Source organism: Micromonospora sp. LOL_015, from assembly GCF_048060275.1.
In the GTDB taxonomy this organism is placed as follows: domain Bacteria; phylum Actinomycetota; class Actinomycetes; order Mycobacteriales; family Micromonosporaceae; genus Micromonospora_E.
In genome coordinates this window covers 120,798-142,435 of the sequence record NZ_JBHMIO010000006.1, presented here as the reverse complement: position 1 = coordinate 142,435, position 21,638 = coordinate 120,798, and the positions used below count along the sequence as shown (strand labels likewise).

The window sequence follows — 21,638 nt, the reverse complement described above, 5'->3', positions numbered from 1 at the left end:
GCCGGAGTATCCACGGAAGGAATCCAATGACGGTGGACGACGTACGGCCGCTTGGTGAGCCGGCTGCGGCCGGGGTCGACCCGGCGCAGCTGGCGGTCTGCCTCGACGTCATCGAGGCGCTGTCGGCGCTGCCGTCCGACCATCCGGACGTGGTACGGGTGCAGCGGGCCACCGCGAAGCTGTACAAGTCGGTGAAGCGCCAGCGGCGGGCCGAGCGACGCGACGCCGTCCTCTCCGCCGACCGGGCCGTCACCGCCGCGACCGCCACCGGGGCACCTGGGCGCATCGACGACGAGACCAAAGGCGTCCCGCTGGTGTCGTCGACCGTCGGCGCCACCGCCGGCATCCTGCGCCAGCCCCGCGCCTGCTACATCTGCAAGGAGCGCTATCGGGAGGTGGACGCGTTCTACCACCAGCTCTGCCCGCCGTGCGCCAAGCTCAACCACGAGCGCCGTGTCGCCCGTACCGACCTGACCGGCCGCCGGGCGCTGCTCACCGGCGGCCGGGCCAAGATCGGCATGTACATCGCGCTGCGGCTGCTGCGCGACGGCGCGCACACCACGATCACCACCCGGTTCCCGCAGGACGCCGCCCGCCGGTTCGCCGCCATGGACGACAGCGACCAGTGGCTGCACCGGCTGCGAATCGTCGGCGTCGACCTGCGCGACCCGGCCCAGGTGATCGCGGTCGCCGATGCGGTGGCCGCGCAGGGTCCGCTGGACATCCTGATCAACAATGCGGCGCAGACCGTCCGGCGCAGCTCCGGCGCGTACGCCCAGCTGGTCGCCGCGGAGTCGGCGCCACTGCCCGACGGGCCGCTGCCGGAGATCGTCAGCTTCGCCTCGGTCGGTGGCCGAGGCACCACCGCGACGGCGATCGCCGGACCGTCACAGCCGTCGGCGATCACCCCGCAGGCGCTCACCGCGTTGGCGTTGACCAGTGGCTCGGCCACCCCGGACCGGATCGCCCTGGCCACCGCGATCGACGCCGGTGGGCTGGTGCCGGACCTCGACCCGGTGAACAGCTGGGTGCAGCGGGTGCACGAGGTCGACGCGGTGGAGCTGCTGGAGGTGCAGCTGTGCAACTCCGTCGCCCCGTTCATCCTGATCAGCCGGCTGCGACCGGCGATGGCCGCTGCGGCTGCCCGGCGCAAGTACGTGGTGAACGTGTCGGCGATGGAGGGAGTGTTCAGCCGCGGCTACAAAGGGCCCGGTCACCCGCACACCAACATGGCCAAGGCCGCGCTGAACATGCTGACCCGCACCAGCGCGCGGGAGATGCTGACCGACGGCATCCTGATGACCGCCGTCGACACCGGCTGGATCACCGACGAACGGCCGCACCCGACGAAGACGCGGCTGGCCGACGAGGGCTTCCACGCGCCGCTGGACCTGGTCGACGGCGCGGCCCGGGTGTACGACCCGATCGTCCGTGGCGAGCAGGGCGAGGACCTGTTCGGCTGCTTCCTGAAGGACTACGCACCGGCCGCCTGGTAGGCCGCAGCCGCAGGCGGGTGGTCACCGGCCGCGGACTCTCCCGACCGCTCCGGCGTACCGACCGGCCCGTCGCGGTCGCTCACGGCTGCCAGCAGCCACGACACTGCGCTCAGACAGGCGAGCATGGCGATCGGGACGGTGACCCGGTCCGCCGACGCGCCCAGCCACCAGTCGACGTCCGACGGCCCGGTCACATAGGTGGCCACCAGCGTCGTCGCGTACCCGCAGCTGAGTAGCCAGATCCAAAGGTCCGACCCGGCTCCGAGCGCGGCACGTCGCTGACGGACCAGCAGGGCCCCGGCCAGCGAACAGCAGACGGCCACGGCCACCAGCGGACCGACCGTTTCCCACAGCGCGTCGAGGGTGGGGGGCAGGCGGCTGGTCAGGCGGGCGGTGTCGCCGAACAAACTGCCCAGCGGCTCGGCCTGCTCGATGTCCGATGTCGAACCCACCAGGCGGGACAGCCCGACCCAGGCCAGGCCCGACCCGACCGGCAGCCAGACCAGCCGCGCCCGGCCGAGGTCACGGCGTTCCCGGACCGTCACCAGGGCGGCGAGGATGCCGCCGGCCACCAGTCCTTCGTTCTTGCTGAGGACGGCGGCGGTCAGCAGCACCAGCCCGAGAGCGGGACGGGCGAACGGATCGCGGCCGAGCAGCAGAGCCGCGGCGGCACCGACCAGACACGCCGACCACAGGGCGTCGGCGTAGCCGGCGGCCACGTACTCCGCTCCGGTCGCCCAGGTCGCCAGTCCGACCGCGACCCCGGCGGGCCAGGCGAGCCAGGGTCGGCTCCGGGTGAACGCGGTCGCGACCGCCACGACGGCGGCGGCGACCGCCGAGAACGTGGTCACGGCCGACACCACCTGCGCGGTCCGGTAGCTCTGGCCGAACAGGCTCCAGGCCGCGGCGACCGGTGCGGAGGCCAGTGGCGGGTAGTCGGTGTGCGAGAAGGCGAAGCCGGGGCTGGCCATCGCCGCTCGGGCGATCTCTGCGTCGTAGGTGAAGTACCCGGCGTGCAGCCACCAGATCGAGTGCGCGTCCCAACTTGTCGGCGGGTGCAGGACGAGAAGAAACGGTACGGCGAGCACACCGGCCGTGACGCCGACGGCCAGCCACGGTGCGCCGGCCAGCGAAGGTACGGTGGGTGGAGCCGGCTGTGGTCGGCGCAGCCACCAGCCGCAGGCCGCCCAGGTGATCATGAAGGCCGTTGCCAGCCAGCTGCGGAAATTGGCGCCGAAGACCAGCATCAGCACTACCGCGACCGTGCTGACCAGCGCCGTGGCGAGCGGAGCGAGCAGCAGGGCGACGGGCATGGACCGGACGATCGTGAACGTCAGCGGCAGCCCTGCTGCCACGATGAGCGCGACCGTCAGCAGGTGATCGGCGGACATCAGTCGAGCACCGCCGGCTGTGGCACCGTCGGCTGGAGCACGGTCAGCTCGACGTCGAACCGGCGGCCCACCGTGGTGTCCCGGTGGACGAGGCTGGCCCGGTATTCGGCGTCCCGGCGGTTGGTGACCACGGTGCCGCCGGCCAGCGCGGTGAACTCACTGAAACGCTGCAGCCAGAGATGCTTGAGCGGCGGATCGATGAGCACTCGGCTGCCCGGCGGCACGGTCGCGACGAACTCGCGGCGGATCTTCTCGAAGTCGTGGTGCAGACGTCGGTCCGACGCCAGTTGACCCGGTGACCGGGCGTATCCGACACCAGTGACCCCGGCGTCGTAGGCACCCCGGCCGGCGAGCGCCACACACGGCAGGGCGAGCATGACCACGAGCACCTGAGCCAGCTGCCGGCTCGGGCGTGATCGTCGTAGTTCCACTGGTGCTCCTGTTCCTGGTCCGCGAGGCAGGCGACAGGTGGGTAAACGCTCAGCTGGGCCGACGGGTAACTCGGTCGGCGGATCTGGTGACCAGCGACTGACCGCCCGCCGCCCGACTGCCAGTCGGCGATCCGCGCGCTGTCGCGCAAATGGGGCAACGAAGCCGATGACGTCCGACATCCTGGTGTCGACGACTGCCGCGTACGCCGGATCGGTGTGCGCCCTCCTCGACAGGGACAAGCCCTGGGAGCGCTTACGGCCGCACCGGTCCGCTGTGGAGTGGTGATGTGCCCGGTGTGAGCCGTCGCAACGATGAAGTACTGAGAGCGCTCCCAGAATCATCACCGCCGATCCCTGTCATCAGGTGTCGTCACCCCCGGCGTACCACCCGTACCTGTCCGGCCGGCACCGTCACCGTCCCGGCGCAGCTCGCGCCGGTGATCAGCTCCGCCCCGGTGCCCGGCAGTTCCGCTGGGAGCGGCACCTTGGCGTCGGTGGCGGAGTGGTTGATCGCGATCAGGTAGTCGGCTGCCGGCCCGGTCCGGCGGACCAGCTCCACGCCGTCGGGGACGCCGGCCGGCGGTGCGATGCCCGCGTCGGCGTACACCTGGGTCATGACCGGGGCGAGCGCGGCGGCGCCGAGGCGGGTGGAGATGTACCAGGCGGTGCCGGCGCCGTACCGGTGCCGAGTGACCGCCGGACCCCCGGCCGCCGGGCCGTCGGTGTAGCGCAGCACCGCCTCGGCCCCGGCCAGCTCCACCGCCTCGGCCCACACATCACCGGTCAACCGGCCGTCCGGCCCGGCCAGGCTCTGCTCCAGCACGGTCCGGCCCTCACCCAGCTCGACCGACTCGTCGGCGCGCAGCGGCAGGAACTCGTCCACGGTCAACCCGAGCAGGTCCCGCAACGCGCCCGGGTACGCGCCCGGGTGGACGGTGTCGGTGGCGTCCACGATGCCGGAGAAGTACGACACCAGCAGAGTCCCGCCGTCGGCGACGTAGCGGCGCAGGTTCTCCGCCGCCGCCGGGGTGGTCAGGTACAGGCTCGGCACTACCACCAGCGGATACTCGTCCAACGCAGCCTCGGGGTGGGCGAAGTCGACGGTCAACCGGTCGCGCCACAGCCGCTCGTAGCAGGCCTCGACCCGTTCCCGGAAGTCCAGGTCGACCGAGGGACGCCACTCCAGCTCCACGGCCCACCAGGACTGCCAGTCCCACAGGATCGCCGCGTCGGCGACCACCGTCGTGCCGCGCAGCTCGTCGAGGCGGGGCAGCACCTCGGTGCCGAGCGCGACCACCTCGCGCCAGATCCGGGTGCCGGTGCCGCCGTGCGGCACCATCGCCGAGTGGAACTTTTCCGCCCCGAACCGGGCGGCCCGCCACTGGAAGAACAGCACCGACTCGGCGCCGCGCGCCAGGTGGGCGAGGCTGTTGCGGGCCAGCTCGCCGGGGCGTTTGGCAATGTTGCGGGGCTGCCAGTTGACCGCCGAGGTGGAGTGCTCCATCAGCAGCCACGGCCGACCGCCGGCCACCGAGCGGGTCAGGTCGGCGCACATCGCCAGCTCGATCGCGTTTTCGGCCCGCTCGGCCTGCAGGTAGTGGTCGTTGGCGACCACGTCGACCTCGTCGGCCCACCGCCAGTAGTCCAACGTCTTGCAGTTTGCCAGCATGAAGTTGGTGGTCACCGGCACGTCGGGGGTGTGCCGGCGCAGGATGTCGCGCTCGCGGCGGAAGTTGGCCAGGTGTGCGTCGGAGGAGAACCGCAGGAAGTCCAGCTGCTGGGCCGGGTTGACGGCGGTCGGCGCGGCGGTCGGTGCCTCGACCTCCGCCCAGTCGCCGTAGCGCTGCCCCCAGAAGCTGGTGCCCCACGCGGTGTTCAGCGCAGCCAGGTCGTCGCCGTAGCGCTCCCGCAGCCAGTCGCGGAACGCCTGAGTGGAGCCGGTGCAGTAGCAGAGGGCGTTGGCGCCGCCGTACTCGTTGTGCACGTGCCACAGCACCAGCGCCGGGTGGGCGGCGTACCGGGCGGCGATCGCTTCGGTGATCCGGGTTGCGGCCTGGGCGTACGCCGGTGAGCTGGGGCAGAACGACTGCCGAGCGCCGCCGCCGAGCACCGCGCCGGTGCGGTCGACCAGCCGGGCGTCCGGGTACGCGCGACGCAACCAGGCCGGCGGTACGGCGGTCGGGGTGGCCAGGTCGACGGCGATCCCGCCGTCGTGCAGCAGGTCCAGCACCTCGTCCAGCCAGCCGAAGTCGAACTCGCCGGGGGCCGGTTCAAGCAGCGCCCAGGAGAAGATCCCGACGCTGACCAGGTTGACCCCGGCCGCGCGCATCAGTGCCACGTCCTGCGGCCAGACCTCGGCCGGCCACTGCTCGGGGTTGTAGTCCCCGCCGTACGCCAGCCGGTCCAGCCGGGGGATCGGTGGTCTCTGCACCATGTGACACTCCGAAACTGTGCGCGCTCCCAAGACAACACCGACATGATTTCACATGCCACAGCAGCGGAGTCAGCCCCGATGTGGCTTTCGACACAGCTACGTAGGGCACCAACACCGTGAGCGCTCACAGCTGTTTTTCCCCTGTCACCATCTGACGGCTTCTCGATCGCCGAATGAGCGCCGAATGAGTTCAGTGACGCCGCTGTTCGTGCTGACCTTCCTGCTGCCCATCGGGTGCGCCGTCCACCTGAGCCTGCACAAGGTGCAGGTCTCCGGCCTCGGGCTGGCCGGGGCTCGCGCAGCGAGGTCTTCGCCGGCCTGGCGAACTATCGGGCCGCGCTGGCGGACCCGACGCTGCTGACCGGGGCGTTGCGGGTCCTCGGCCACGGCGCGCTGCTGATGCCGGTGATGCTCGGCCTGGCGCTGCTGTTCGCCCTGCTGCTGGACCGCCCCCGGCGCGGCCTGCAACGCTTCAGCTGGGTCGCGATCTTCCTGCCGTACGCCGTCCCGGCGGTGATTGCCAGCCTGCTCTGGGGGTTCCTCTACCTGCCCGTGACCAGCCCGCTCAACGACATGCTCGACTGGCTCGGCGGGCCGCAGCCCGACCTGCTCGACACCGGCACGGTCTTCCAAGCGGTCGTCAACATCGCGCTCAGGGGTGGCGGCGGGTTCAACATGATCGTGCTGTTCACCGCCCTGCGGGCCATTTCGCCGGAGCTGTACGAGTCGGCCCGCATCGACGGCTGCTCGGAGCTGCAGATCGCCTGGCGGATCAAAATCCTGCTGCTCACCCCGGCGCTGGTAATGACGTACCGGGGTGGGCAGTTCTGGCGCTGGGTGGCCAACACCGCGCTGCTCGCCGGGGTGCTGGTGCCCGGGGTGATCCTCGCCGTACCGCAGTACCTGCTGCTGGCCAAGGTCGGACCGGCCGACACCTACTGGTCGATCCTGCTGCCCAGCATCATCAGCCCGTCCGGCATATACCTGGCCCGGATCTACGCGGCGGCGGTGCCGGACACCGTCATCGAGGCGGCCCCCACCGACGGCGCCGGCGAGTTCCGGATCTTCCGCCAAGTGGCGGTGCCGATGATGGTCCCCGGCCTGATCACGGTGTCCTCTTTCAGTTCGTGGCGATCTGGAACAATTTCCTGCTGCCGTTCATCATGCTGGCCGACGACGACAAGTTTCCCGTTACCCTTGGCCTGTACACCCTGCTGAACCGGGGTTCGACCACCCCGGCCCTGTACAGTTTGGTGATCACCGGATCGCTGTTGTCGATCATTCCGTTGGTGGCGCTCTTCCTCTCCCTGCAGCGGTACTGGCGGATCGACCTGCTATCCGGATCGATCAAGGCCTAAGGAAGACAATGTGACCGTGGCCGGAACCGAGCGTAACCGGGCCCGCCCCGAGCGGGCCCGCCCCACTATGGACGACGTCGCCGCGGTCGCCGGGGTGTCCCGGGGGACCGTGTCACGGTGGCTCAACGGCGGACACAACGTCAGCGGCCCGGCCGCCGAGGCCGTCGAACGGGCCGTTCGCAAGACCGGGTACGTGGTCAACCAGCACGCCCGCAGCCTGGTCACCCAGCGGTCCGACTCGGTGGCGTTCATCCTGTCCGAGCCGCAGGACCGGCTCTTCGAGGACCCGAACTTCAACGCCCTGCTGCGCGGCTGCACCCAGGCGCTGGCCGAGCGGGACATCACCCTGCTGCTGACCATCGCCGGCACCTCCGAGGACCGCAAACGGGTCGGCCGCTACGTCACCGCCGGCCACGTCGACGGCGCGCTGCTGGTCTCCACCCACGCCGGCAGCCCGCTGATCGACGAACTGAAGGGGCGGGGCCTGCCGTTCGTGGTCTGCGGCAAACCGCTCGGTCACGAACGCGACGTCAGCTACGTCGCCGCCGACGACCGCGACGGCGCCCGGCAGATGGTCTCCTATTTGCGCTCCCGGGGGCACCGGACGATCGCCACCATCACCGGCCCGCTGGACACCCCGGGTGGGGTCGAGTGCCTCGCCGGCTACCACGACGTGCTTGGCGACACCGACCCCCGGCTGGTGGTCACCGGCGACTACACCCGGGCCGGGGGAGAGGCGGCGATGGAGCAGCTGCTGCGCCAGGCCCCCGACCTCGACGCCGTCTTCGTCAGCTCCGACCTGATGGCCGCCGGGGCGATCGCCGCGCTGCACCGGGCCGGCCGCCGGGTGCCGCAGGACGTCGCGGTCGGCGGCTTCGACGACTCCGAAGTGGCCACCGCGTCGCTGCCGCCGCTGACCACCATCCGCCAGCCGCTGGGGCGGATCAGCGCCGAAATGGTCCGGCTGCTGCTCGGCCACCTGGCCGGCGACTCATACGCCGCAGTGATCCTGCCGACCGAACTGGTGGTGCGGGGCAGCGCCTGACCCCTGGTGCCCGGATCGGGTCTGCCGGGCGGCATCGGATCTGGCAGGCTGGTAACTGTGCTGACGGTGCCGGTGCGGCAGCTCGGGGAGACCGAGCGTGGGGCGGTGGAGCGGATCCTCGACCTCGACCCCTATGCCGCGCCGCAGGTCGCGGAGCGGATCGCCGCGCGCGGACTGGCCTGGTGGCGTACGGACGGCCGGGTCTTCGGCTACGGGCCCCGCCGCCAACTCGAGTCGCTGTGCTGGCTCGGCGGGCATTTGACCCCGGTGCACGCCTCGCCGGCTGCGGTCGCGGCGTTCGCCGACCGGCTCGCCAACGAGGAACGGGTCTGCTCGTCGATCGTCGGTCGGGCAGATGCCGTACTCGGGCTGTGGGAACGAATCGGCGGGCAGTGGGGCCCGGCCCGGGAGATCCGCACCGACCAGCCGTTGCTGATTGCCGACCGGCCGCCGGCGGTGCCGGCCGACCCGGGGGTACGCCTGGTCCGGCCCGACGAGATCGACCTGCTCTTCCCGGCGGCGGTGGCCATGTACACCGAGGAGGTCGGCGTCTCCCCGGTCGCCGAGGACGCCGGGCGCGGCTACCGGCGGCGGGTCGCCGAGCTGGTCCGGGCCCGTCGCACGTACGCCCGGATCGTCGACGGCACGGTGGTCTTCAAGGCCGAGCTGGCCGTCGTCACCCGGCACACCGCGCAGGTCCAAGGAGTCTGGGTCGATCCGGTCTGGCGCGGCCGGGGGCTGGCCACCCCGGCGATGGCGGCGGTGGTCCGCGACGCGTTGCGCCGGATCGCCCCGACCGTCAGCCTGTACGTCAATGACTACAACACCGCCGCCCGCCGGGTCTACGACCGGTGCGGGTTCCGCCGGGTCGGCTCCTTCGCCACCGTCCTGTTCTGACGGCGGCCGTCCGGTCGGAGTCGGACGCGCGGTCCCGTCACCGGCTCGGGCTGGTCGAGAGCTAGACGAGCGACACCCGGTAGAGCCGGCCCACGGTGGCACACGGATCCGGGGTCACCCGCGCGGTGGTACCACCAGGACGGCCAGTACGCCGACGAGCACCGTCCAGCCGGCGGTGGCCGGCCACCTGGGCACCGACAGGAACCGCCCGGCGTCGGACGGGTGATCGGCCGGGCCGACGCCGGGCGGGTGGTCGCCCGATGCGCCGGTGGTGAGCGTGCTCATCTGGTGGGCCGGACCGGCGGGATCACGTAGTTTCGGCGATCGGAGTAGGTCGGGTCGCGGGTCACCTGCCCTGCCGTCGCCACGCACCACACCACGATCAGTAGCAACAGCAGCCGCTCCAACGTGCCGACCAGCAGCCCGCCGCCGACCAGCAGCATGCCCAGCCCGACCGCGGCGGACAGCGGCAGCGCGGCGGCGGCCCCGAGCAGCGCCAGCCGACGCAGCGGACAGGTCGACACCGGCGACCAGAACACGGCGATCATCGCGAAGACGCAGCAGGCGACGGCGACGATGCTGGCCCCGCCGTGCACCAGGTCGGTCGCGGTGACCGGGTGGTGCGGCGGCAGTGGGCAGCCGTCCCGGCAGGAGACGGTCGCCGAGACCGTCGTCGCGCCGGCCGCCGCGACCAGCAGCCAGGCGGCGGCGCGGACCGGGCGCAGCGCCCCGGCGAGCAGCAGCAGGCTCACCGCCAGGGCGAGCAGTCCCGACTGGTACGCCAGTACGTAGCCGCCCTCGCCGACTCCGGACTCGCTGACGTACCCGCGCAGTCCCGGACCGGGGCCGGCGACCACCGCGACCGTCACGGTCACCGCTCCGCCGACCGCGCCGACCGCCGCCCCGACCGCCCACCACCTGGTACGCCTCACCTGCTTACGGTGTCACGTGGTCACGGCTCACGTGGCTGCGGATGCGTCGGTGGTGCCGGTGGTGCCGGCCGGTGGTGCCGGACCGGTCGGATCACTGCCCCCGGCCGCAGCAGCGCCACCAGCCGCGCCTGGACGTGTCGGGTGACGCCGTCCCGGCCGTCGGAGGATATTTTCGAGGGCCGGCTGGTCACCGAGCCGGCGCGGGTGACCGGGCTCGATCGGGCGTGGCACACTGTCAACGCGCTCGCCCTGAACGCGGCCCAGTCCCGGGATCTGACGGCAACCTGCACATTGAGCAGGTGTCGGTGCATCCGGCAGCCGCCGGTCAGGGCATCGGCCGGCGGCTCATCGAGCACCTTGCCGGGGTCGCGGCTGCGCGCGGTGTGCCGGCACTGACCCTGACCACCTTCGCCGAGGTGCCGTGGAACGCCCCGTACTACCGGCGGCGGTGCGCCTTCCGCGCCCTCGCCGCCGACGAGCTGACCCCCGGCCTGCGGGCGGTACGCGACCGGGAAGCCGCCCACGGCCTGGACCGCTGGCCGAGGGTCGCCATGCGCCGCGACCTGTGACCGGCGCCGGCCCACCCGTTGCCACCGCCCGTGGCATCCGCGTCGGCGGGCTCAGCGCACAGGCCGGCGGGCAGATCCTCGGTCAACCGACTGCGGGTACGGGCGCCGACGAGCGGGACGATGTCGCCGCCCTGAGCTGCCACCCATGCGATCGCCAGCTGAGCCACGGTGCAACCCTTCTCCTCGGCCACCCGCCGCAGCGCCTCCACTAGGGCGACGTTGTGTTCGACGTTGTCGCCCGAGAACCGTGGCATCCGGCCGCGGTGGTCACCCGGTCGCGCTTGGGTGTTCTGCCAGTGACCCGGGATCAGGCCTCGGCTCAGGACGCCGTACGCGGTCATTCCGACGCCCAGTTCCCGCAGCGTCGGCAGCACGTCGGCCTCCACCCCACGCGAGATCAGCGAGTACTCGATCTGCAGGTCGGCGACCGGGTACACGGCGTGCGCCCGGCGGATCGTCTCAGCGCCCACCTCGGACAGTCCCACGTGCCGCACGTACCCGGCTTCAATCATCTCTTTGATCGCGCCCACCGTCTCCTCGATCGGCACGTGCGGGTCCAGTCGTGCCGGCCGGTAGATGTCGACGTAGTCGACGCCCAGCCGGGTCATCGAGTGGATCAGGAAGTTCTTCACCGCCGCCGGCCGGCTGTCCTGCCCGAGGAAACCGCCGCCCGGCGCGAGCAGCGCCCCGAACTTGACACTCAGCACGTAGCTGTCCCTCGGCAGACCGCGTAGCGCCTCAGCCAGCAGCATCTCGTTGTGCCCCGTGCCGTAGTGGTCGCCGGTGTCGATCAGCGTCAGCCCCGCGTCCAGCGCCGCATGCACGGTCGCGACGCTCTCGGCACGGTCGGAGACGCCGTAGACGCCGCTGGTCATCCCCATCGCACCCAGACCGAGCGCGCCGACGGCCGGACCAGTCGTTCCCAAGGTTCGTTTCTGCATGTGCCCACCTTGCTTTCCACGAGCGGACGGCCGGTAGCGGAGCGTTTATCGTGGGAGCGCCGCTCCCTGTCTCGTCCCTCGCGCGTGGGGCAACCGCAGAGGAGCATGGAGATCATGCAGCGTGAGCAGGTCGCCGACTTCCTGCGCCGCCGCCGCGAGGCAATCCGCCCCGCCGAGGTGGGCATCGCCGTCGGCCCGCGCCGCCGCATCGCGGGCCTGCGGCGCGAGGAGGTCGCGATGCTGGCCGGCATGTCGGTGGACTACGTCGTACGCCTCGAGCAGGGCCGCAGCAGCCAGCCCTCCACGCAACTGCTCGGCGCCCTGGCCCGCGCCCTGCGCCTGTCCGACGACGAACGCGACCACCTGTTCCACCTGGCCGGCCACCAGCCCCCGCCCGCCGACGGCGTGGCCCGTCTCGCCCGCGCCGGCCTGGTCCGCATGCTGGACCTGCTGGGCGACACGGCGGCGATGGTCGTGTCCGACCTGGGGGAGGTGCTGGCGCAGAACGCGACCGCCAAGCTGCTGACCGGCGACCACACCGGGTTCACCGGTGTACGGCGGTATCTCGCCTATCGCTGGTTTGCCGAACCCGACTCCCGCCCGGTCCACCCGCCTGCGGAGCAGGAGCGCCATTCCCGCCAGCTGGTGGCCGACCTGCGTGCCGTCGCGGGCCGACGCTGCGACGATCCGACGGTGACCGGCCTGATCGCCCGGTTGCAGGCAGCAAGCTCCGAGTTCCGCCGGCTGTGGGCCGAGCACGAGGTCGGCACCCGGCGGGCGGATCGCAAGACGTTCGTGCACCCCCGCGTCGGGCCGATCGTGCTTGACTGCGAGACGCTGGTGACCCCGGACCTGGGCCAGGAGCTGGTGGTGTTGACGCCGGCCGACACCGAGTCCCGCGAGCGCCTCGACCTACTGCGCGTGCTGGGCGTCGAAGAGTTCCCGGTCAGCTGACCGGCCGGGTCGCCACCGCAGGCGGGCGACTTCGAGATCCTTCTTATCCCTCAGTCCACGTACGGCACGGCGTCGAGGAGGTCAGGATACGGCGCCTGGCTGGGCCGAGGGCGTGAGCTGAAAGCCTGCCGGTTGGCGCTCGGTCGTGGCGGCCAGTTCGGCGACCGTGGCGGCCGGGGTGGGGATCAGCGGGGTGGTGGCCAGCCAGGCGTAGATTTCCGGCAGGCTCAAACCCGTTGGGACCGCCCCGGTGAAGGCCTCGAAGTACAGCGGGGTGTTGGGGCCGATGCGCCAGCTCTCGGCTAGGCCGCCGACGTCGACGGTGTCGAAGCCGAAGTTGTCGATCAGCTCGGTGACCTGCGCTTTGGCGGCGGGGTCATCGCCGGTGACGGGCAGGGCGGTGCGGTCCGGGGCGTCGGCCGGGCGGGCAAGTTCGCGCAGCAGCCTGCCGTTGACGTCGTGGAACGCCTTGACCACCGATGAGCCGGACAGGAACCGTTGCACGAGTTCGCTGGAGGTGAGTTCGTCGGCGTCGAGCTCCGGGCGCGCCCAGCTCGTCACGGCCGGTGCGTAGTTCATGGTGTCGATCACCGTCTTGCCGGCGAGCGCCTCCTGTGGCAGTTGCTCGTAGTTGGCCAGCGGGATGGTCGCGACCACGAGGTCGCCTGCCTGCGCCGCCTCGCCCGCGCGAGTTGCTGATCACCACGTGCCAACCGGCGCCGACCGCGCTGCGGGCGATGGCGGAGCCAGGGTGATGGACCTGCTCATCGCGGCAACCGCGCACGCCCATGACGCCGCCGTCTACACCCGCAACGCCGACGATCTCGCAGGGCTCGAAGACCTCATCACCATCCACACGATCTGACTCGAACGCGGCCACCAGCCCGTAGGTGTTCCGATCAGGATCAGCAAGTGTGGCCGGAGGTGCCGTACGTGCGATTCTCCGCCACCGCTGCCCGCCCATCGTCAAAATCGAACAGGCGATCGAGGTGGTAGTGCAGCACTGCGGTGGCCTCTTCCGGGGTGCGTTGGCCGACCAGGAGACTGGTGCCGAGACCATTGGCCAGGGCGATCAGCCGGCTCGCTTCGAGGGCGGGGTCCGCGTCGGGGGCCAGGAGGCCGGTGGTGCGCGCGCGGGTCAGGGTGTCGGCGAGTTGTTGCTCCAAGCGGTCGACGCCCCGGATGAATGGTTGTTCGGCGACCTGCGGGTCGGTCATCGCCAGGACGGCGTAGGACGTGCCGACCAGGTGGAAGACGCGGCTGGGTTCGTCGGTCGGCAGGGCTTCGAGTAGGAACGCTTCGACGACCGCTCGTGGCGGTGGCGGGTCGGGTAGCCCGGCCAGGCGCTGCGCCCAACGGTGGTGGCTCTGCCGTTCCAGGTGTCGCAGGGCGCCGATCAACAGGTGTTCCTTGTTCTGAAAGTAGTACTGCACGAGTCGGAGTGACACGCCTGCCTCGGCGGCGACCGAGCGCATGGTCACGGCGTGCAGGCCTTCCCGGCCGGCGATCCGGACGAGGGCGTCGGCGATCTGTGCCCGCCGCACGGCGCGGTCGGTGGTCCTGGGCACCGCGGTCCCTCTCGTTGTGTTTGGTCTGGCTACCCTGTGCTGACCTTTCGCTTGATACGGTTGTATCACTACGGGAGTGGCATGGCGCAGAACGGGGTTGCCGGTGACGCCGGTGCCGGCCGCAGCGGGCTAGCAGCGAGGACCGTGCTGGCGGTGGCGTGTGTCGCGCAGTTCATGGTGGTGCTCGACATCTCGGTGGTGAACGTCGCGTTGCCGTCGATCCGCGACGCGCTGCGGTTCGACGAAACCAGCCAGCAGTGGGTGGTCAACGCCTACGCGTTGACGTTCGCCGGGTTCCTGCTGCTCGGCGGACGGCTGGCCGACTCGTTCGGGCGCCGTCGCATCTTCCTGGCCGGGCTGGTGCTGTTCGCCGGAGCGAGTCTCGTCGGGGGCCTGACCGGCTCGGCGACGCTGCTGGTCGCCGCCCGTGCCGCGCAAGGGCTGGGAGCCGCCGTGCTGGCACCGGCGACACTGACGATTCTGACCGCGACCTTCCCCGAAGGGCGGGTGCGGACGCGGGCGTTGGCGATTTGGACCGCCGTCGGCGTCGCCGGAGGTACGGCGGGCAACCTCGCCGGCGGCGCGCTGACGGAGTACCTGACGTGGCGGTCGACGTTGTTGATCAACGTGCCGATCGGGGCGGTGGTGGCCGTCCTGACGGTGCGTCATGTGGTCGCCGACCGCACCGACGCCGCACGTCCAAGACTGGACGTGACCGGGGCGGTGCTGGCCACGGCGGGGTTGGGAGGGCTGGCGTTCGGAATCGCCGAGGCGGCGGACGTCGGGTGGTCCTCGCGGTCGGCGGTTGCCGGCCTGGCGATCGGCTCGGTGCTGTTGGCGGCGTTCGTGGCGGTCGAGGCGCGGTGGGCGGCGTCGCCGTTGATCCCGTTGCGGTTGTTCACTGTTCGCTCGGTGTCGGTGGGCAACGTGGCCATGCTGTTGGCGGGGGCGTGCCTCAACCCGATGTGGTTCTTCCTCACGCTGTCCATGCAGAACGCGCTCGCCTACAGCCCGGTGCAGACCGGGCTGGCGTTCCTGCCGCACACGGTGGTGACGGTCGTGGTGGGTGCTCTCACGACGCCGTGGCTGATGCGTCACGCCGACGGGCGGATCCTGATCGCGGTGGGGTCGTCGCTGGCGGCAGCGGGGTTCTGGTGGCAGTCACACCTGACGGTGCAGAGCAGCTACCTCGCGGGGATCCTCGGCCCAGCCGTCGTGTTCAGCATCGGCAGTGGACTGCTGAACACTCCGATCACCACTGCGGTCACCTCGGGTGTGCCGACGCCGGACGCAGGTGCGGCGTCCGGATTGATGAACACCACCAAACAGGTCGGCGGTGCGCTGGGGCTGGCGGCTCTGGTCACTGTCGCGGCCGGGCCCGGCACCGGCCCAGCCGCTCAGCTCGACGCCTACAACCGCGCGTTCTCCACGATCGCCATGATCATGGTTGCCGTGGCGGTCGTGGCACTGGCGTTGCCCGCCCAACGCGATAGCCAATGACCTCCGGCCTGCCTTCCGCAGCGGCGGTTCAGCAGCCGACCGCCATGATGCTCGGCTCCGGGATCGACGTCACCGCAGATCGAGCCGCATGAGCACCCGAGGGAACCCGGCGAGTACCGAGGTGGTGTCGGCTGCCTTCACGAAGCCGGCGTGCTCGAAGACCGCGCGGGTACCGACATAGGCCATCGTGCGGTCCACCTTTTCGCCACTGTTGTCGACGGGGTAACCCTCAATCGCCGGTGCGCCGCGCTCGCGGGCAAAGCCGACGGCACCGGCGAGCAGGTGGTGCACGATACCCTGCTTGCGGTGGCCCGGCCGTACCCGAAAACACCACACGCTCCACACATCGAGATCGTCGAGGTGCGGGATTCGCCTGTTGCGGGCAAAGCTCGTGTCGGCTCGCGGGTGCACCGCCGCCCAGCCGACCACCTCGTCGCCGTCGTAGGCGAGGACTCCGGGAGGGGGATCGAGACCGACGAGTCCGCGTACCCGCTCACCGCGTATCGGTCCGCGCAGCTGCAGGTTCTCCTTCGAGCCGATGCTGTAGCTCAGGCACCAGCACACGTTCGCGTCCGGTCGCTTCGGGCCGACGACAGTCGCGACGTCCTCGAACACCGTCGCCGGGCGTACTTCGATCGTCATGACGCCTACCCTGCCACCGTCCACCGACACACGGCGGTCAGCTGCGGCGCGGTGCCGCTCGGCGGTGCGGCTGCGGCACCGGCGGCACCGGGAGGCCGGCGGCCCCCAGCGCCTCCCGCTGACCGCGCGCGGCGAGCCGGTCGGCGCGTTCGTTCTCCACGTGGCCGGCGTGGCCCTTCACCCAGTGCCAGTCGACCTCGTGGTGACGGGCGACGGCGGCGTCGAGTTCCCGCCACAGGTCCTCGTTCTTGACCGGCTCGCCGGCTTTCGTACGCCAGCCGTTGCGTTTCCAGTTCGCCATCCACGACATGACGCCGTTGCGGACGTACGTGCTGTCGGTGTAGAGGTCGACGGTGGACGCCCGGGTCAGCGCGGCCAGCGCCCGGATCGGGGCGGTGAGCTCCATCCGGTTGTTCGTCGTCGCGCCGGCCTCACCGCCGCACAACTCCTTCTCGGCCTCGCCGTAGCGCAGCAGCGCACCCCAACCGCCCGGCCCCGGATTGCCGCTGCACGCGCCGTCGGTCCAGATCTGCACCCGTGTCGTCCTCAGCCCCGCCACCCGGACAACCTACTGGCGGGTGCGAGGCGGTCAGGCGCCGGGCAGTCGGGTGGCCCGGCCCGGCGCGGCGATCCGCAGATCGGCTTCGATCTTGGCGGCGGTGGCCAGCAGGTGCGGCAGCAGTTCGCGGCGGATCGACTCGACGGTGTTGCGGCTGGCGTGCACCGAGATGTTCACCGCGGCGACCACGGTGCCGGCCCGGTCCCGGATCGGTGCCGCCACCGACCGCAGGCCCTCCTCCAACTCCTGGTCGACGATGGCGTACCCCTGGGCGCGGACCCGGTTCAGCTCCGCCCGCAACGCCGCCATGGTGTGGACGGTACGGCCGGTGAGCCGGTCCAGCCGGCTGCGCTCCAGTCGGGCGACCGCCTCATCTTCGGGCAGGTGCGCCAGCAGCACCCGGCCGACCGAGGTGGCGTACGCCGGGAACCGCGTCCCGACGTTGATCGACACCGTCATGATCCGCGAGGTCGGCACCCGGGAGACGTAGACGATCGAGTCGCCGTCCAGCACGCACACCGACGACGACTCGTGCACCTGGGCGACCAGCCGTTCCAGGTGCGGTTCGGCCACCTCGGGCAGCGAGATGCTGGACAGGTAGGCGTAGCCCAGCTCCAGCACCCGGGGGGTGAGCGAGAACATCCGCCCGTCGGTGCGGACGTAGCCGAGGTCGACCAGGGTGAGCAGGAACCGGCGGGCGGCGGCGCGGGTCAGGTCGCAGATCCGGGCCACCTCGCTGAGTGTCAACTCAGGATGCTGGGCGTCGAAGGCGCGGATCACGGCCAGGCCACGCTCCAACGACTGCACGAAATGAGCTTCCCGCCCGTGCTCGCTCATAATTCTCCTGTGGTGATGGTCGCCGAACCCTAACCGGATTCCACGGTGCCCGGATCCGCCGATGATCTTGTTCCGCTGTCGGGGATCCGACCATCCGGTCCCAGGTTCTCGGCCAGCTCCCGCTGTGCCACCGCGTACGCGCTGTTCGCGGCCGGCACGCCCGCGTAGACCGCCGTGTGCAGCAGCACCTCGTTGATCTCCTGCGCGGTCAACCCGTTGCGCAGCGCCGCCCGCACGTGCATCGCCAGCTCGTCGGTGCAGTGCAGGGCGGTCAGTACGGCGAGCGTGACGCAGCTGCGGGTCCGCCGGTCCAGCCCGTCGCGGGTCCAGACGCTGCCCCATGCGTACCGGGTGATGAAGTCCTGGAAGTCGGCGGTGAACTCGGTCGTGTTGGCCACCGCCCGGTCCACGTGCGCGTCGCCGAGAACCGCCCGGCGTACCGCCATCCCGGCGTCATACCTCGGATCCGACGACGACGGTACGGCCCGAGGGCCGGGCGACGGGGTCGTGGCGTCAACCGGCGGATCGGTCGGCATCGCCGGTCACCTCCTGTCCAGTGAGATGCGTCAGGATCAGCTCGGACACCTGCTCAGCCTGCTCGACGCTGGCCAGATGGGCAGCGTCGGCGACGATCCGCAAAGTGGCGTCGGGAATGCCGGCGACGATCGTCTCGCTGTGCGACGGCGGGGTGGCCGGGTCGTCGGCGCCGGCGATCACCAGGGTCGGCGCGGCGATCCTCGGCAGCAGCCCGGTCAGGTCCATCTGTCCGATAGCGACGCAGCAGCCGGCGTACCCCTCGGCCGGGGTGGCCGCGATCATCTCGCGGGCGGCGGCGAAGACGTCGGGTCGCCGTACGGCGAACCCGGGGGTGAACCAGCGGACCGCCACCGTGTCGGCCACCGCTCCGGTGCCTTCGGCCCGCACCGTGGCCGCCCGGTCGGCCCACGCCTGCGCCGGGCCGAGCAGCGCCGAGGTGCAGCAGAGCACCAGCCGGTCGACCCGGGCACCGGCGTGTCCGGCCAGCCACATTCCGGTCATCCCGCCGAGGGACACCCCGGCCACGTGGACCCGGTCCAGCTCCAGACGGTCCAGCAGGGCGAGCACGTCGGCCCCGAGATCGTCCAGACTGTACGGACCGGGCGGTACCGGGGAGCGGCCGTGCCCCCGGGTGTCGTAGCGCAGCACCCGCAGCCCGGCACCGGTGAGCACCGGCACCTGCGGATCCCACATCGCTCTTGTGCTGCCCAGCGAGTTGGCCAGCAGCACCACCGGCGCACCGTCGGGTCCGACGATCTCGTGGTCGACCGCCACCGGGTGGCTGTCGGTGGTCATCAGCGGTCCTCCTGCGTCGGTCGGCTGTGGTGGTCGCGCAGCGCCCGGTCGATCAGCTCGCCGTACGCGCCGAGGTAGCCGGCGGGGTCGAGCAGCTCGTCCAGCTGTGCCCGGCTGAGTACCGTGCTGACCTGCGGGTCGGCGGCCAGCCGTTCGGCCAGCCCGGCGGCGGGCCCGCCGCCGGTGACCGCCGCCTTGACGATCTCGTTGGCCCGGTGCCGGCCGAGCTGCCCGGCCAGTGCCCCGCTGACCCGTTCGGCGAGCAGCGCCCCGCCGGTCAGGTCGAGGTTGGCCCGCATCCGTACGGCGTCCACCCGCAGCCCTTCCAGGCAGGTACGCAGCCAGTAGGCGGCCGAGCCGACCGACTCCAGCAGGTTGCGCAGCGCCCGCCACTCGGCGTGCCAGCCGCCGGCCGCCCGTTGGTGCTCCTGGGTCATCGCGGCCAGCAGGGTGGCGACCAGGCCGGGGACCTGGCCGGCGCAGGCGACGGCGGTGACGGCCGCGACCGGGTTGCGTTTGTGCGGCAGGGTCGACGACCCGCCGGAGCGTTCCTCGGCTAGCTCGGCGACCTCGGTCTGGGCGTGCAGCGTGACGTCGCGGGCGATCTTGCTGATGCTGCCGGCGGTGCCGCCGAGCACGCCGGCCAGGTCGGCCAGCCGGCTCCGGTCGGTGTGCCAGGGCAGCTGCGGGGCGGCCAGGTCGAGCTCGGCGGCGAGCCGGTCGACCAGGGCCGGGCCGTCGGCGCCGAACGCGGCGAGGGTGCCGGCGGCACCACCGAGCTGAACGGCGGGGACCTCGTCCCGGGCAGTGCCCAGCCGGCGGACGGCGGTGTCCAGCGCGGTCAGCCAGCCGGCGGCGACCAGTCCGAAGGTGGTCGGCAGCGCCTGCTGCAGCAGGGTCCGGGCGGGCAGCAGGGTGTCCCGGTGCGTCTCGGCCAGCCGGGCGGCGGCCGAGGCGGCCCGCCGCACGTCGTCCAGCATCGGGCCCAGCGCCCGGCGGACCACCAGCATGGCGGCCGTGTCCAGGATGTCCTGGCTGGTGGCCCCGGCGTGCACGTACCGGGCGGTGTCCGGCCCGACGGCGGCGCGTAACGCGGCGACCAGCGGCACCACCGGGTTGCCGGCGCTGGTCGCACCCGCGCCGATCGCCGCCGGGTCGAACCGGTGGTCGCGGGCGGTGGCGGTGATCGCCTCGGCGGCGGCTGCCGGCACCGACCCGCAGGACGCCTGGGCGCGGGCCAGCGCCGCCTCGGCGTCGAGCATGGCGTGCAGCCAGGCCCGGTCGTCAACGGCGGCCCGGACTTCGCCGGCGGCGAGCAGCGAATCGAACAGACCGACCGGCGAGGGTACGTCGACCGGCACCTCGTCACCGACGACCCGCCGACCGTCGGCGTGCTGGTCGTCGACGGCGGACCCCGGGTCAGACGGCGAAGAAGACGGTTTCATGCTCGCCCTGCAGCCGGATGTCGAACCGGTAGCCGTCCGGCTCGGCGGTCGCGATCAACGTGCCGCGTCGGGCCGGCGGCAGGCCGGCCAGCACCGGGTCGGCGGCATTTGCGTCGACCTCGTCCGGGAAGTAGATCCGGGTGACGACGCGGTGCAGCAGCCCACGGGCGAACACCGACACGGCGATGTGCGGGGCCTGCGGTCGCCCGTCCGGGCCGGGCACCGGCCCCGGCTTGCGGGTGCGTACCGCCCACCCGCCGGTATTGTCGGTGGGGCAGCGGCCGAAGCCGCGGAACCCGGCCACCGCGCCGCGCGGATCGTCCGGGTGGTCGAACCGGCCCTGCGGATCGGCCTGCCAGGTCTCGATCAGACCGTCCGGCACCGGGTCGCCGGCGCCGTCGAAGAGCCGACCGCGCAGCCAGATGGCCGCCGGATCGGTCTCGTCGACCACGAACGGCCCGTCCGGCCAGGGCAGGCCGATCCCCAGGTACGGCCCGACGGTCTGCGCCGGGGTCAGCCCGGTCTGCTGGTCCCAGTCCGCCGCGGTCACGCTGGTGGTCACGATTCCTCCATCGGGGTCGCCTCGGTGCCGCGCAGCACTATGTCGAACCGGAAGCCGAGCGCCCACTCCTCGACCGTGTTGGCCAGGTCGAAGCTGGCGATCAGCCGTTGCCGGGCGGCCGGGTCGGGGATCGAGTTGAAGACCGGGTCGTAGGCGAACAGCGGGTCGTCGGGGAAGTACATCTGGGTCACCAGCCGCTGGGTGAAGGCCCGGCCGAACAACGAGAAGTGGATGTGCGCCGGCCGCCACGCGTTGAAGTGGTTGCGCCACGGGTAGGCGCCGGGCTTGATGGTGACGAACCGGTAGCGGCCCATCGAGTCGGTCATCGCCCGGCCGACGCCGGTGAAGTGCGGATCGAGCGGTACGTCGTGCTGGTCGAGCTTGTGCAGGTAGCGCCCGCCGGCATTGGCCTGCCAGACCTCCACCAGGGTGTCCGGCACCGGCCGGCCGTCGCTGTCGCGGACCTGGCCGTGCACGACGATCCGCTGCCCCTGGGCTTCGCCGTCGCCGCTGCGGCTCAGGTCCGCGTCGGCTGCGGTGACCCGGCCCTCGCCGAGCAGCGGGCCGGTGATCTCGGTGAGCGTCTGCGGGAGCAGCACCGGCGACTCGGCCGGGGCGCGCAGCACCGTGGACTTGTAGTCGGGGGAGAGCAGCGGCGGATGCACGGCGGTGTCGTCGCGCCGGTAGCGCGGCAGGAGCAGCCCGCCGGGGCGGTCGGCCTGTACGGGCGTGGTGTCGGGCATGG

Annotated in this window: 23 protein-coding genes and 1 pseudogene; 7 read left to right on the top strand and 17 right to left on the bottom strand. The window is 71.8% G+C overall.

The genetic code is table 11. The features are described from left to right. Nucleotides 1–26: 26 nt before the first annotated feature. A complete protein-coding gene (locus ACFHWU_RS08650; RefSeq protein ID WP_416553015.1) occupies nucleotides 27–1,496 on the top strand; it encodes an SDR family NAD(P)-dependent oxidoreductase in 1,470 nt (489 codons plus the stop codon). Here ACFHWU_RS08650 and ACFHWU_RS08645 read toward each other — a convergent pair. The 3 genes from ACFHWU_RS08645 to ACFHWU_RS08635 form a co-directional block, all read right to left on the bottom strand. Further along, nucleotides 1,475–2,887, bottom strand: coding sequence for a hypothetical protein (locus ACFHWU_RS08645; protein WP_416553013.1), 1,413 nt, complete (start codon nucleotides 2,885–2,887; stop codon nucleotides 1,475–1,477). The two genes, ACFHWU_RS08650 and ACFHWU_RS08645, sit on opposite strands and share 22 nt — an antisense overlap. Beyond that, nucleotides 2,887–3,318 carry a hypothetical protein gene (locus ACFHWU_RS08640; RefSeq protein WP_416553011.1) on the bottom strand — a complete coding sequence of 144 codons (432 nt, stop codon included), beginning with the start codon at nucleotides 3,316–3,318 and terminating at the stop codon, nucleotides 2,887–2,889. The genes ACFHWU_RS08645 and ACFHWU_RS08640 overlap by 1 nt, the downstream gene beginning before the upstream one ends. Nucleotides 3,319–3,688: 370 nt before the next feature. Beyond that, entirely contained in the window at nucleotides 3,689–5,752 is a 2,064-nt protein-coding gene (locus tag ACFHWU_RS08635; RefSeq protein ID WP_416553009.1) for a beta-galactosidase, read from the bottom strand. Nucleotides 5,753–5,986: 234 nt separating this feature from the next. Here ACFHWU_RS08635 and ACFHWU_RS08630 point away from each other — a divergent pair, with 234 nt between their 5' ends. The 3 genes from ACFHWU_RS08630 to ACFHWU_RS08620 all read left to right on the top strand — a co-directional run bounded on the left by ACFHWU_RS08630 (nucleotide 5,987) and on the right by ACFHWU_RS08620 (nucleotide 9,052). After that, on the top strand, nucleotides 5,987–6,970 hold the full coding sequence (locus ACFHWU_RS08630; protein WP_416590248.1) for an ABC transporter permease subunit: 984 nt from the start codon (nucleotides 5,987–5,989) through the stop codon (nucleotides 6,968–6,970). A gap of 156 nt (nucleotides 6,971–7,126) precedes the next feature. Then, nucleotides 7,127–8,155 carry a LacI family DNA-binding transcriptional regulator gene (locus tag ACFHWU_RS08625; protein ID WP_416553005.1) on the top strand — a complete coding sequence of 343 codons (1,029 nt, stop codon included), beginning with the start codon at nucleotides 7,127–7,129 and terminating at the stop codon, nucleotides 8,153–8,155. Nucleotides 8,156–8,212: 57 nt separating this feature from the next. Then, nucleotides 8,213–9,052: a GNAT family N-acetyltransferase gene (locus ACFHWU_RS08620; protein WP_416553003.1), complete on the top strand. Its 840-nt coding sequence runs from the start codon at nucleotides 8,213–8,215 to the stop codon at nucleotides 9,050–9,052. 114 nt (nucleotides 9,053–9,166) lie between these two features. Here ACFHWU_RS08620 and ACFHWU_RS08615 read toward each other — a convergent pair whose 3' ends face one another. Genes ACFHWU_RS08615 through ACFHWU_RS08605 form a run of 3 tightly spaced genes read right to left on the bottom strand, consistent with a single transcriptional unit; the run spans nucleotide 9,167 to nucleotide 10,340 of the window. Continuing rightward, complete coding sequence (locus ACFHWU_RS08615) at nucleotides 9,167–9,337, bottom strand: hypothetical protein (protein WP_416590247.1); 171 nt, start codon at nucleotides 9,335–9,337, stop codon at nucleotides 9,167–9,169. Continuing rightward, nucleotides 9,334–9,984 carry a DUF998 domain-containing protein gene (locus ACFHWU_RS08610; protein ID WP_416590246.1) on the bottom strand — a complete coding sequence of 217 codons (651 nt, stop codon included), beginning with the start codon at nucleotides 9,982–9,984 and terminating at the stop codon, nucleotides 9,334–9,336. The genes ACFHWU_RS08615 and ACFHWU_RS08610 overlap by 4 nt, the downstream gene beginning before the upstream one ends. 20 nt (nucleotides 9,985–10,004) lie before the next feature. Further along, nucleotides 10,005–10,340 (bottom strand): hypothetical protein, encoded by a 336-nt coding sequence (locus ACFHWU_RS08605; protein ID WP_416590293.1) that lies wholly within the window; start codon nucleotides 10,338–10,340, stop codon nucleotides 10,005–10,007. On the opposite strand from ACFHWU_RS08605, the pseudogene ACFHWU_RS08600 reads away from it, so the two are divergent. Then, nucleotides 10,317–10,382 (top strand): annotated as a pseudogene (locus ACFHWU_RS08600) (hypothetical protein); the annotation flags it as partial. The gene ACFHWU_RS08605 and the pseudogene ACFHWU_RS08600 sit on opposite strands and share 24 nt — an antisense overlap. Before the next feature lie 38 nt (nucleotides 10,383–10,420). On the opposite strand, the gene ACFHWU_RS08595 reads toward ACFHWU_RS08600, so the two are convergent. Beyond that, nucleotides 10,421–11,494 (bottom strand): aldo/keto reductase, encoded by a 1,074-nt coding sequence (locus tag ACFHWU_RS08595; RefSeq protein WP_416590245.1) that lies wholly within the window; start codon nucleotides 11,492–11,494, stop codon nucleotides 10,421–10,423. Nucleotides 11,495–11,608: 114 nt separating this feature from the next. Between ACFHWU_RS08595 and ACFHWU_RS08590 the strand changes: the two genes are divergently transcribed. Next, nucleotides 11,609–12,448, top strand: a complete 840-nt coding sequence (locus ACFHWU_RS08590) for a helix-turn-helix transcriptional regulator (protein WP_416590244.1) — start codon at nucleotides 11,609–11,611, stop codon at nucleotides 12,446–12,448. 81 nt (nucleotides 12,449–12,529) lie between these two features. Here ACFHWU_RS08590 and ACFHWU_RS08585 read toward each other — a convergent pair whose 3' ends face one another. Further along, a complete protein-coding gene (locus ACFHWU_RS08585; RefSeq protein ID WP_416590243.1) occupies nucleotides 12,530–13,105 on the bottom strand; it encodes an NADPH-dependent F420 reductase in 576 nt (191 codons plus the stop codon). 248 nt (nucleotides 13,106–13,353) lie between these two features. After that, a complete protein-coding gene (locus ACFHWU_RS08580) occupies nucleotides 13,354–14,016 on the bottom strand; it encodes a TetR/AcrR family transcriptional regulator (RefSeq protein ID WP_416590242.1) in 663 nt (220 codons plus the stop codon). A gap of 81 nt (nucleotides 14,017–14,097) precedes the next feature. Here ACFHWU_RS08580 and ACFHWU_RS08575 point away from each other — a divergent pair, with 81 nt between their 5' ends. Then, nucleotides 14,098–15,516, top strand: coding sequence for an MFS transporter (locus ACFHWU_RS08575; protein ID WP_416590241.1), 1,419 nt, complete (start codon nucleotides 14,098–14,100; stop codon nucleotides 15,514–15,516). Nucleotides 15,517–15,585: 69 nt separating this feature from the next. On the opposite strand, the gene ACFHWU_RS08570 is transcribed toward ACFHWU_RS08575, so the two are convergent. Genes ACFHWU_RS08570 through pcaH form a run of 8 tightly spaced genes read right to left on the bottom strand, consistent with a single transcriptional unit; the run spans nucleotide 15,586 to nucleotide 21,636 of the window. Then, nucleotides 15,586–16,158, bottom strand: a complete 573-nt coding sequence (locus ACFHWU_RS08570; RefSeq protein WP_416590240.1) for a GNAT family N-acetyltransferase — start codon at nucleotides 16,156–16,158, stop codon at nucleotides 15,586–15,588. A gap of 37 nt (nucleotides 16,159–16,195) precedes the next feature. Beyond that, entirely contained in the window at nucleotides 16,196–16,693 is a 498-nt protein-coding gene (rnhA, locus tag ACFHWU_RS08565) for a ribonuclease HI (RefSeq protein ID WP_416590239.1), read from the bottom strand. Nucleotides 16,694–16,747: 54 nt separating this feature from the next. Beyond that, nucleotides 16,748–17,554, bottom strand: a complete 807-nt coding sequence (locus tag ACFHWU_RS08560; protein ID WP_416590238.1) for an IclR family transcriptional regulator domain-containing protein — start codon at nucleotides 17,552–17,554, stop codon at nucleotides 16,748–16,750. A gap of 29 nt (nucleotides 17,555–17,583) precedes the next feature. Next, nucleotides 17,584–18,090, bottom strand: a complete 507-nt coding sequence (gene pcaC, locus ACFHWU_RS08555) for a 4-carboxymuconolactone decarboxylase (RefSeq protein ID WP_416552973.1) — start codon at nucleotides 18,088–18,090, stop codon at nucleotides 17,584–17,586. Next, a complete protein-coding gene (pcaD, locus tag ACFHWU_RS08550; protein ID WP_416568132.1) occupies nucleotides 18,068–18,886 on the bottom strand; it encodes a 3-oxoadipate enol-lactonase in 819 nt (272 codons plus the stop codon). Before pcaD ends, pcaC begins: the two co-directional genes overlap by 23 nt. After that, nucleotides 18,886–20,331 carry a 3-carboxy-cis,cis-muconate cycloisomerase gene (gene pcaB / locus ACFHWU_RS08545; protein ID WP_416590237.1) on the bottom strand — a complete coding sequence of 482 codons (1,446 nt, stop codon included), beginning with the start codon at nucleotides 20,329–20,331 and terminating at the stop codon, nucleotides 18,886–18,888. The genes pcaD and pcaB overlap by 1 nt, the downstream gene beginning before the upstream one ends. Next, entirely contained in the window at nucleotides 20,306–20,893 is a 588-nt protein-coding gene (gene pcaG, locus ACFHWU_RS08540) for a protocatechuate 3,4-dioxygenase subunit alpha (protein WP_416568134.1), read from the bottom strand. The genes pcaB and pcaG overlap by 26 nt, the downstream gene beginning before the upstream one ends. Then, the gene (gene pcaH / locus ACFHWU_RS08535; RefSeq protein ID WP_416568135.1) at nucleotides 20,890–21,636 is read right to left on the bottom strand and encodes a protocatechuate 3,4-dioxygenase subunit beta; all 747 of its coding nucleotides are present in this window, start codon (nucleotides 21,634–21,636) and stop codon (nucleotides 20,890–20,892) included. The genes pcaG and pcaH overlap by 4 nt, the downstream gene beginning before the upstream one ends. Nucleotides 21,637–21,638 lie beyond the last annotated feature (2 nt).

What these genes read in the sequence shown, in the direction of transcription:
- pcaC (WP_416552973.1), bottom strand. Translation starts at nt 18,090, where the DNA reads ATGCCGACCGATCCGCCGGTTGACGCCACGACCCCGTCGCCCGGCCCT.
- ACFHWU_RS08590 (WP_416590244.1), top strand. Translation starts at nt 11,609, where the DNA reads ATGCAGCGTGAGCAGGTCGCCGACTTCCTGCGCCGCCGCCGCGAGGCA.
- ACFHWU_RS08595 (WP_416590245.1), bottom strand. Translation starts at nt 11,494, where the DNA reads ATGCAGAAACGAACCTTGGGAACGACTGGTCCGGCCGTCGGCGCGCTC.
- pcaB (WP_416590237.1), bottom strand. Translation starts at nt 20,331, where the DNA reads ATGAAACCGTCTTCTTCGCCGTCTGACCCGGGGTCCGCCGTCGACGAC.
- ACFHWU_RS08560 (WP_416590238.1), bottom strand. Translation starts at nt 17,554, where the DNA reads ATGAGCGAGCACGGGCGGGAAGCTCATTTCGTGCAGTCGTTGGAGCGT.
- pcaH (WP_416568135.1), bottom strand. Translation starts at nt 21,636, where the DNA reads ATGCCCGACACCACGCCCGTACAGGCCGACCGCCCCGGCGGGCTGCTC.
- ACFHWU_RS08575 (WP_416590241.1), top strand. Translation starts at nt 14,098, where the DNA reads ATGGCGCAGAACGGGGTTGCCGGTGACGCCGGTGCCGGCCGCAGCGGG.
- ACFHWU_RS08650 (WP_416553015.1), top strand. Translation starts at nt 27, where the DNA reads ATGACGGTGGACGACGTACGGCCGCTTGGTGAGCCGGCTGCGGCCGGG.
- ACFHWU_RS08645 (WP_416553013.1), bottom strand. Translation starts at nt 2,887, where the DNA reads ATGTCCGCCGATCACCTGCTGACGGTCGCGCTCATCGTGGCAGCAGGG.
- pcaD (WP_416568132.1), bottom strand. Translation starts at nt 18,886, where the DNA reads ATGACCACCGACAGCCACCCGGTGGCGGTCGACCACGAGATCGTCGGA.
- ACFHWU_RS08570 (WP_416590240.1), bottom strand. Translation starts at nt 16,158, where the DNA reads ATGACGATCGAAGTACGCCCGGCGACGGTGTTCGAGGACGTCGCGACT.
- ACFHWU_RS08635 (WP_416553009.1), bottom strand. Translation starts at nt 5,752, where the DNA reads ATGGTGCAGAGACCACCGATCCCCCGGCTGGACCGGCTGGCGTACGGC.
- ACFHWU_RS08615 (WP_416590247.1), bottom strand. Translation starts at nt 9,337, where the DNA reads ATGAGCACGCTCACCACCGGCGCATCGGGCGACCACCCGCCCGGCGTC.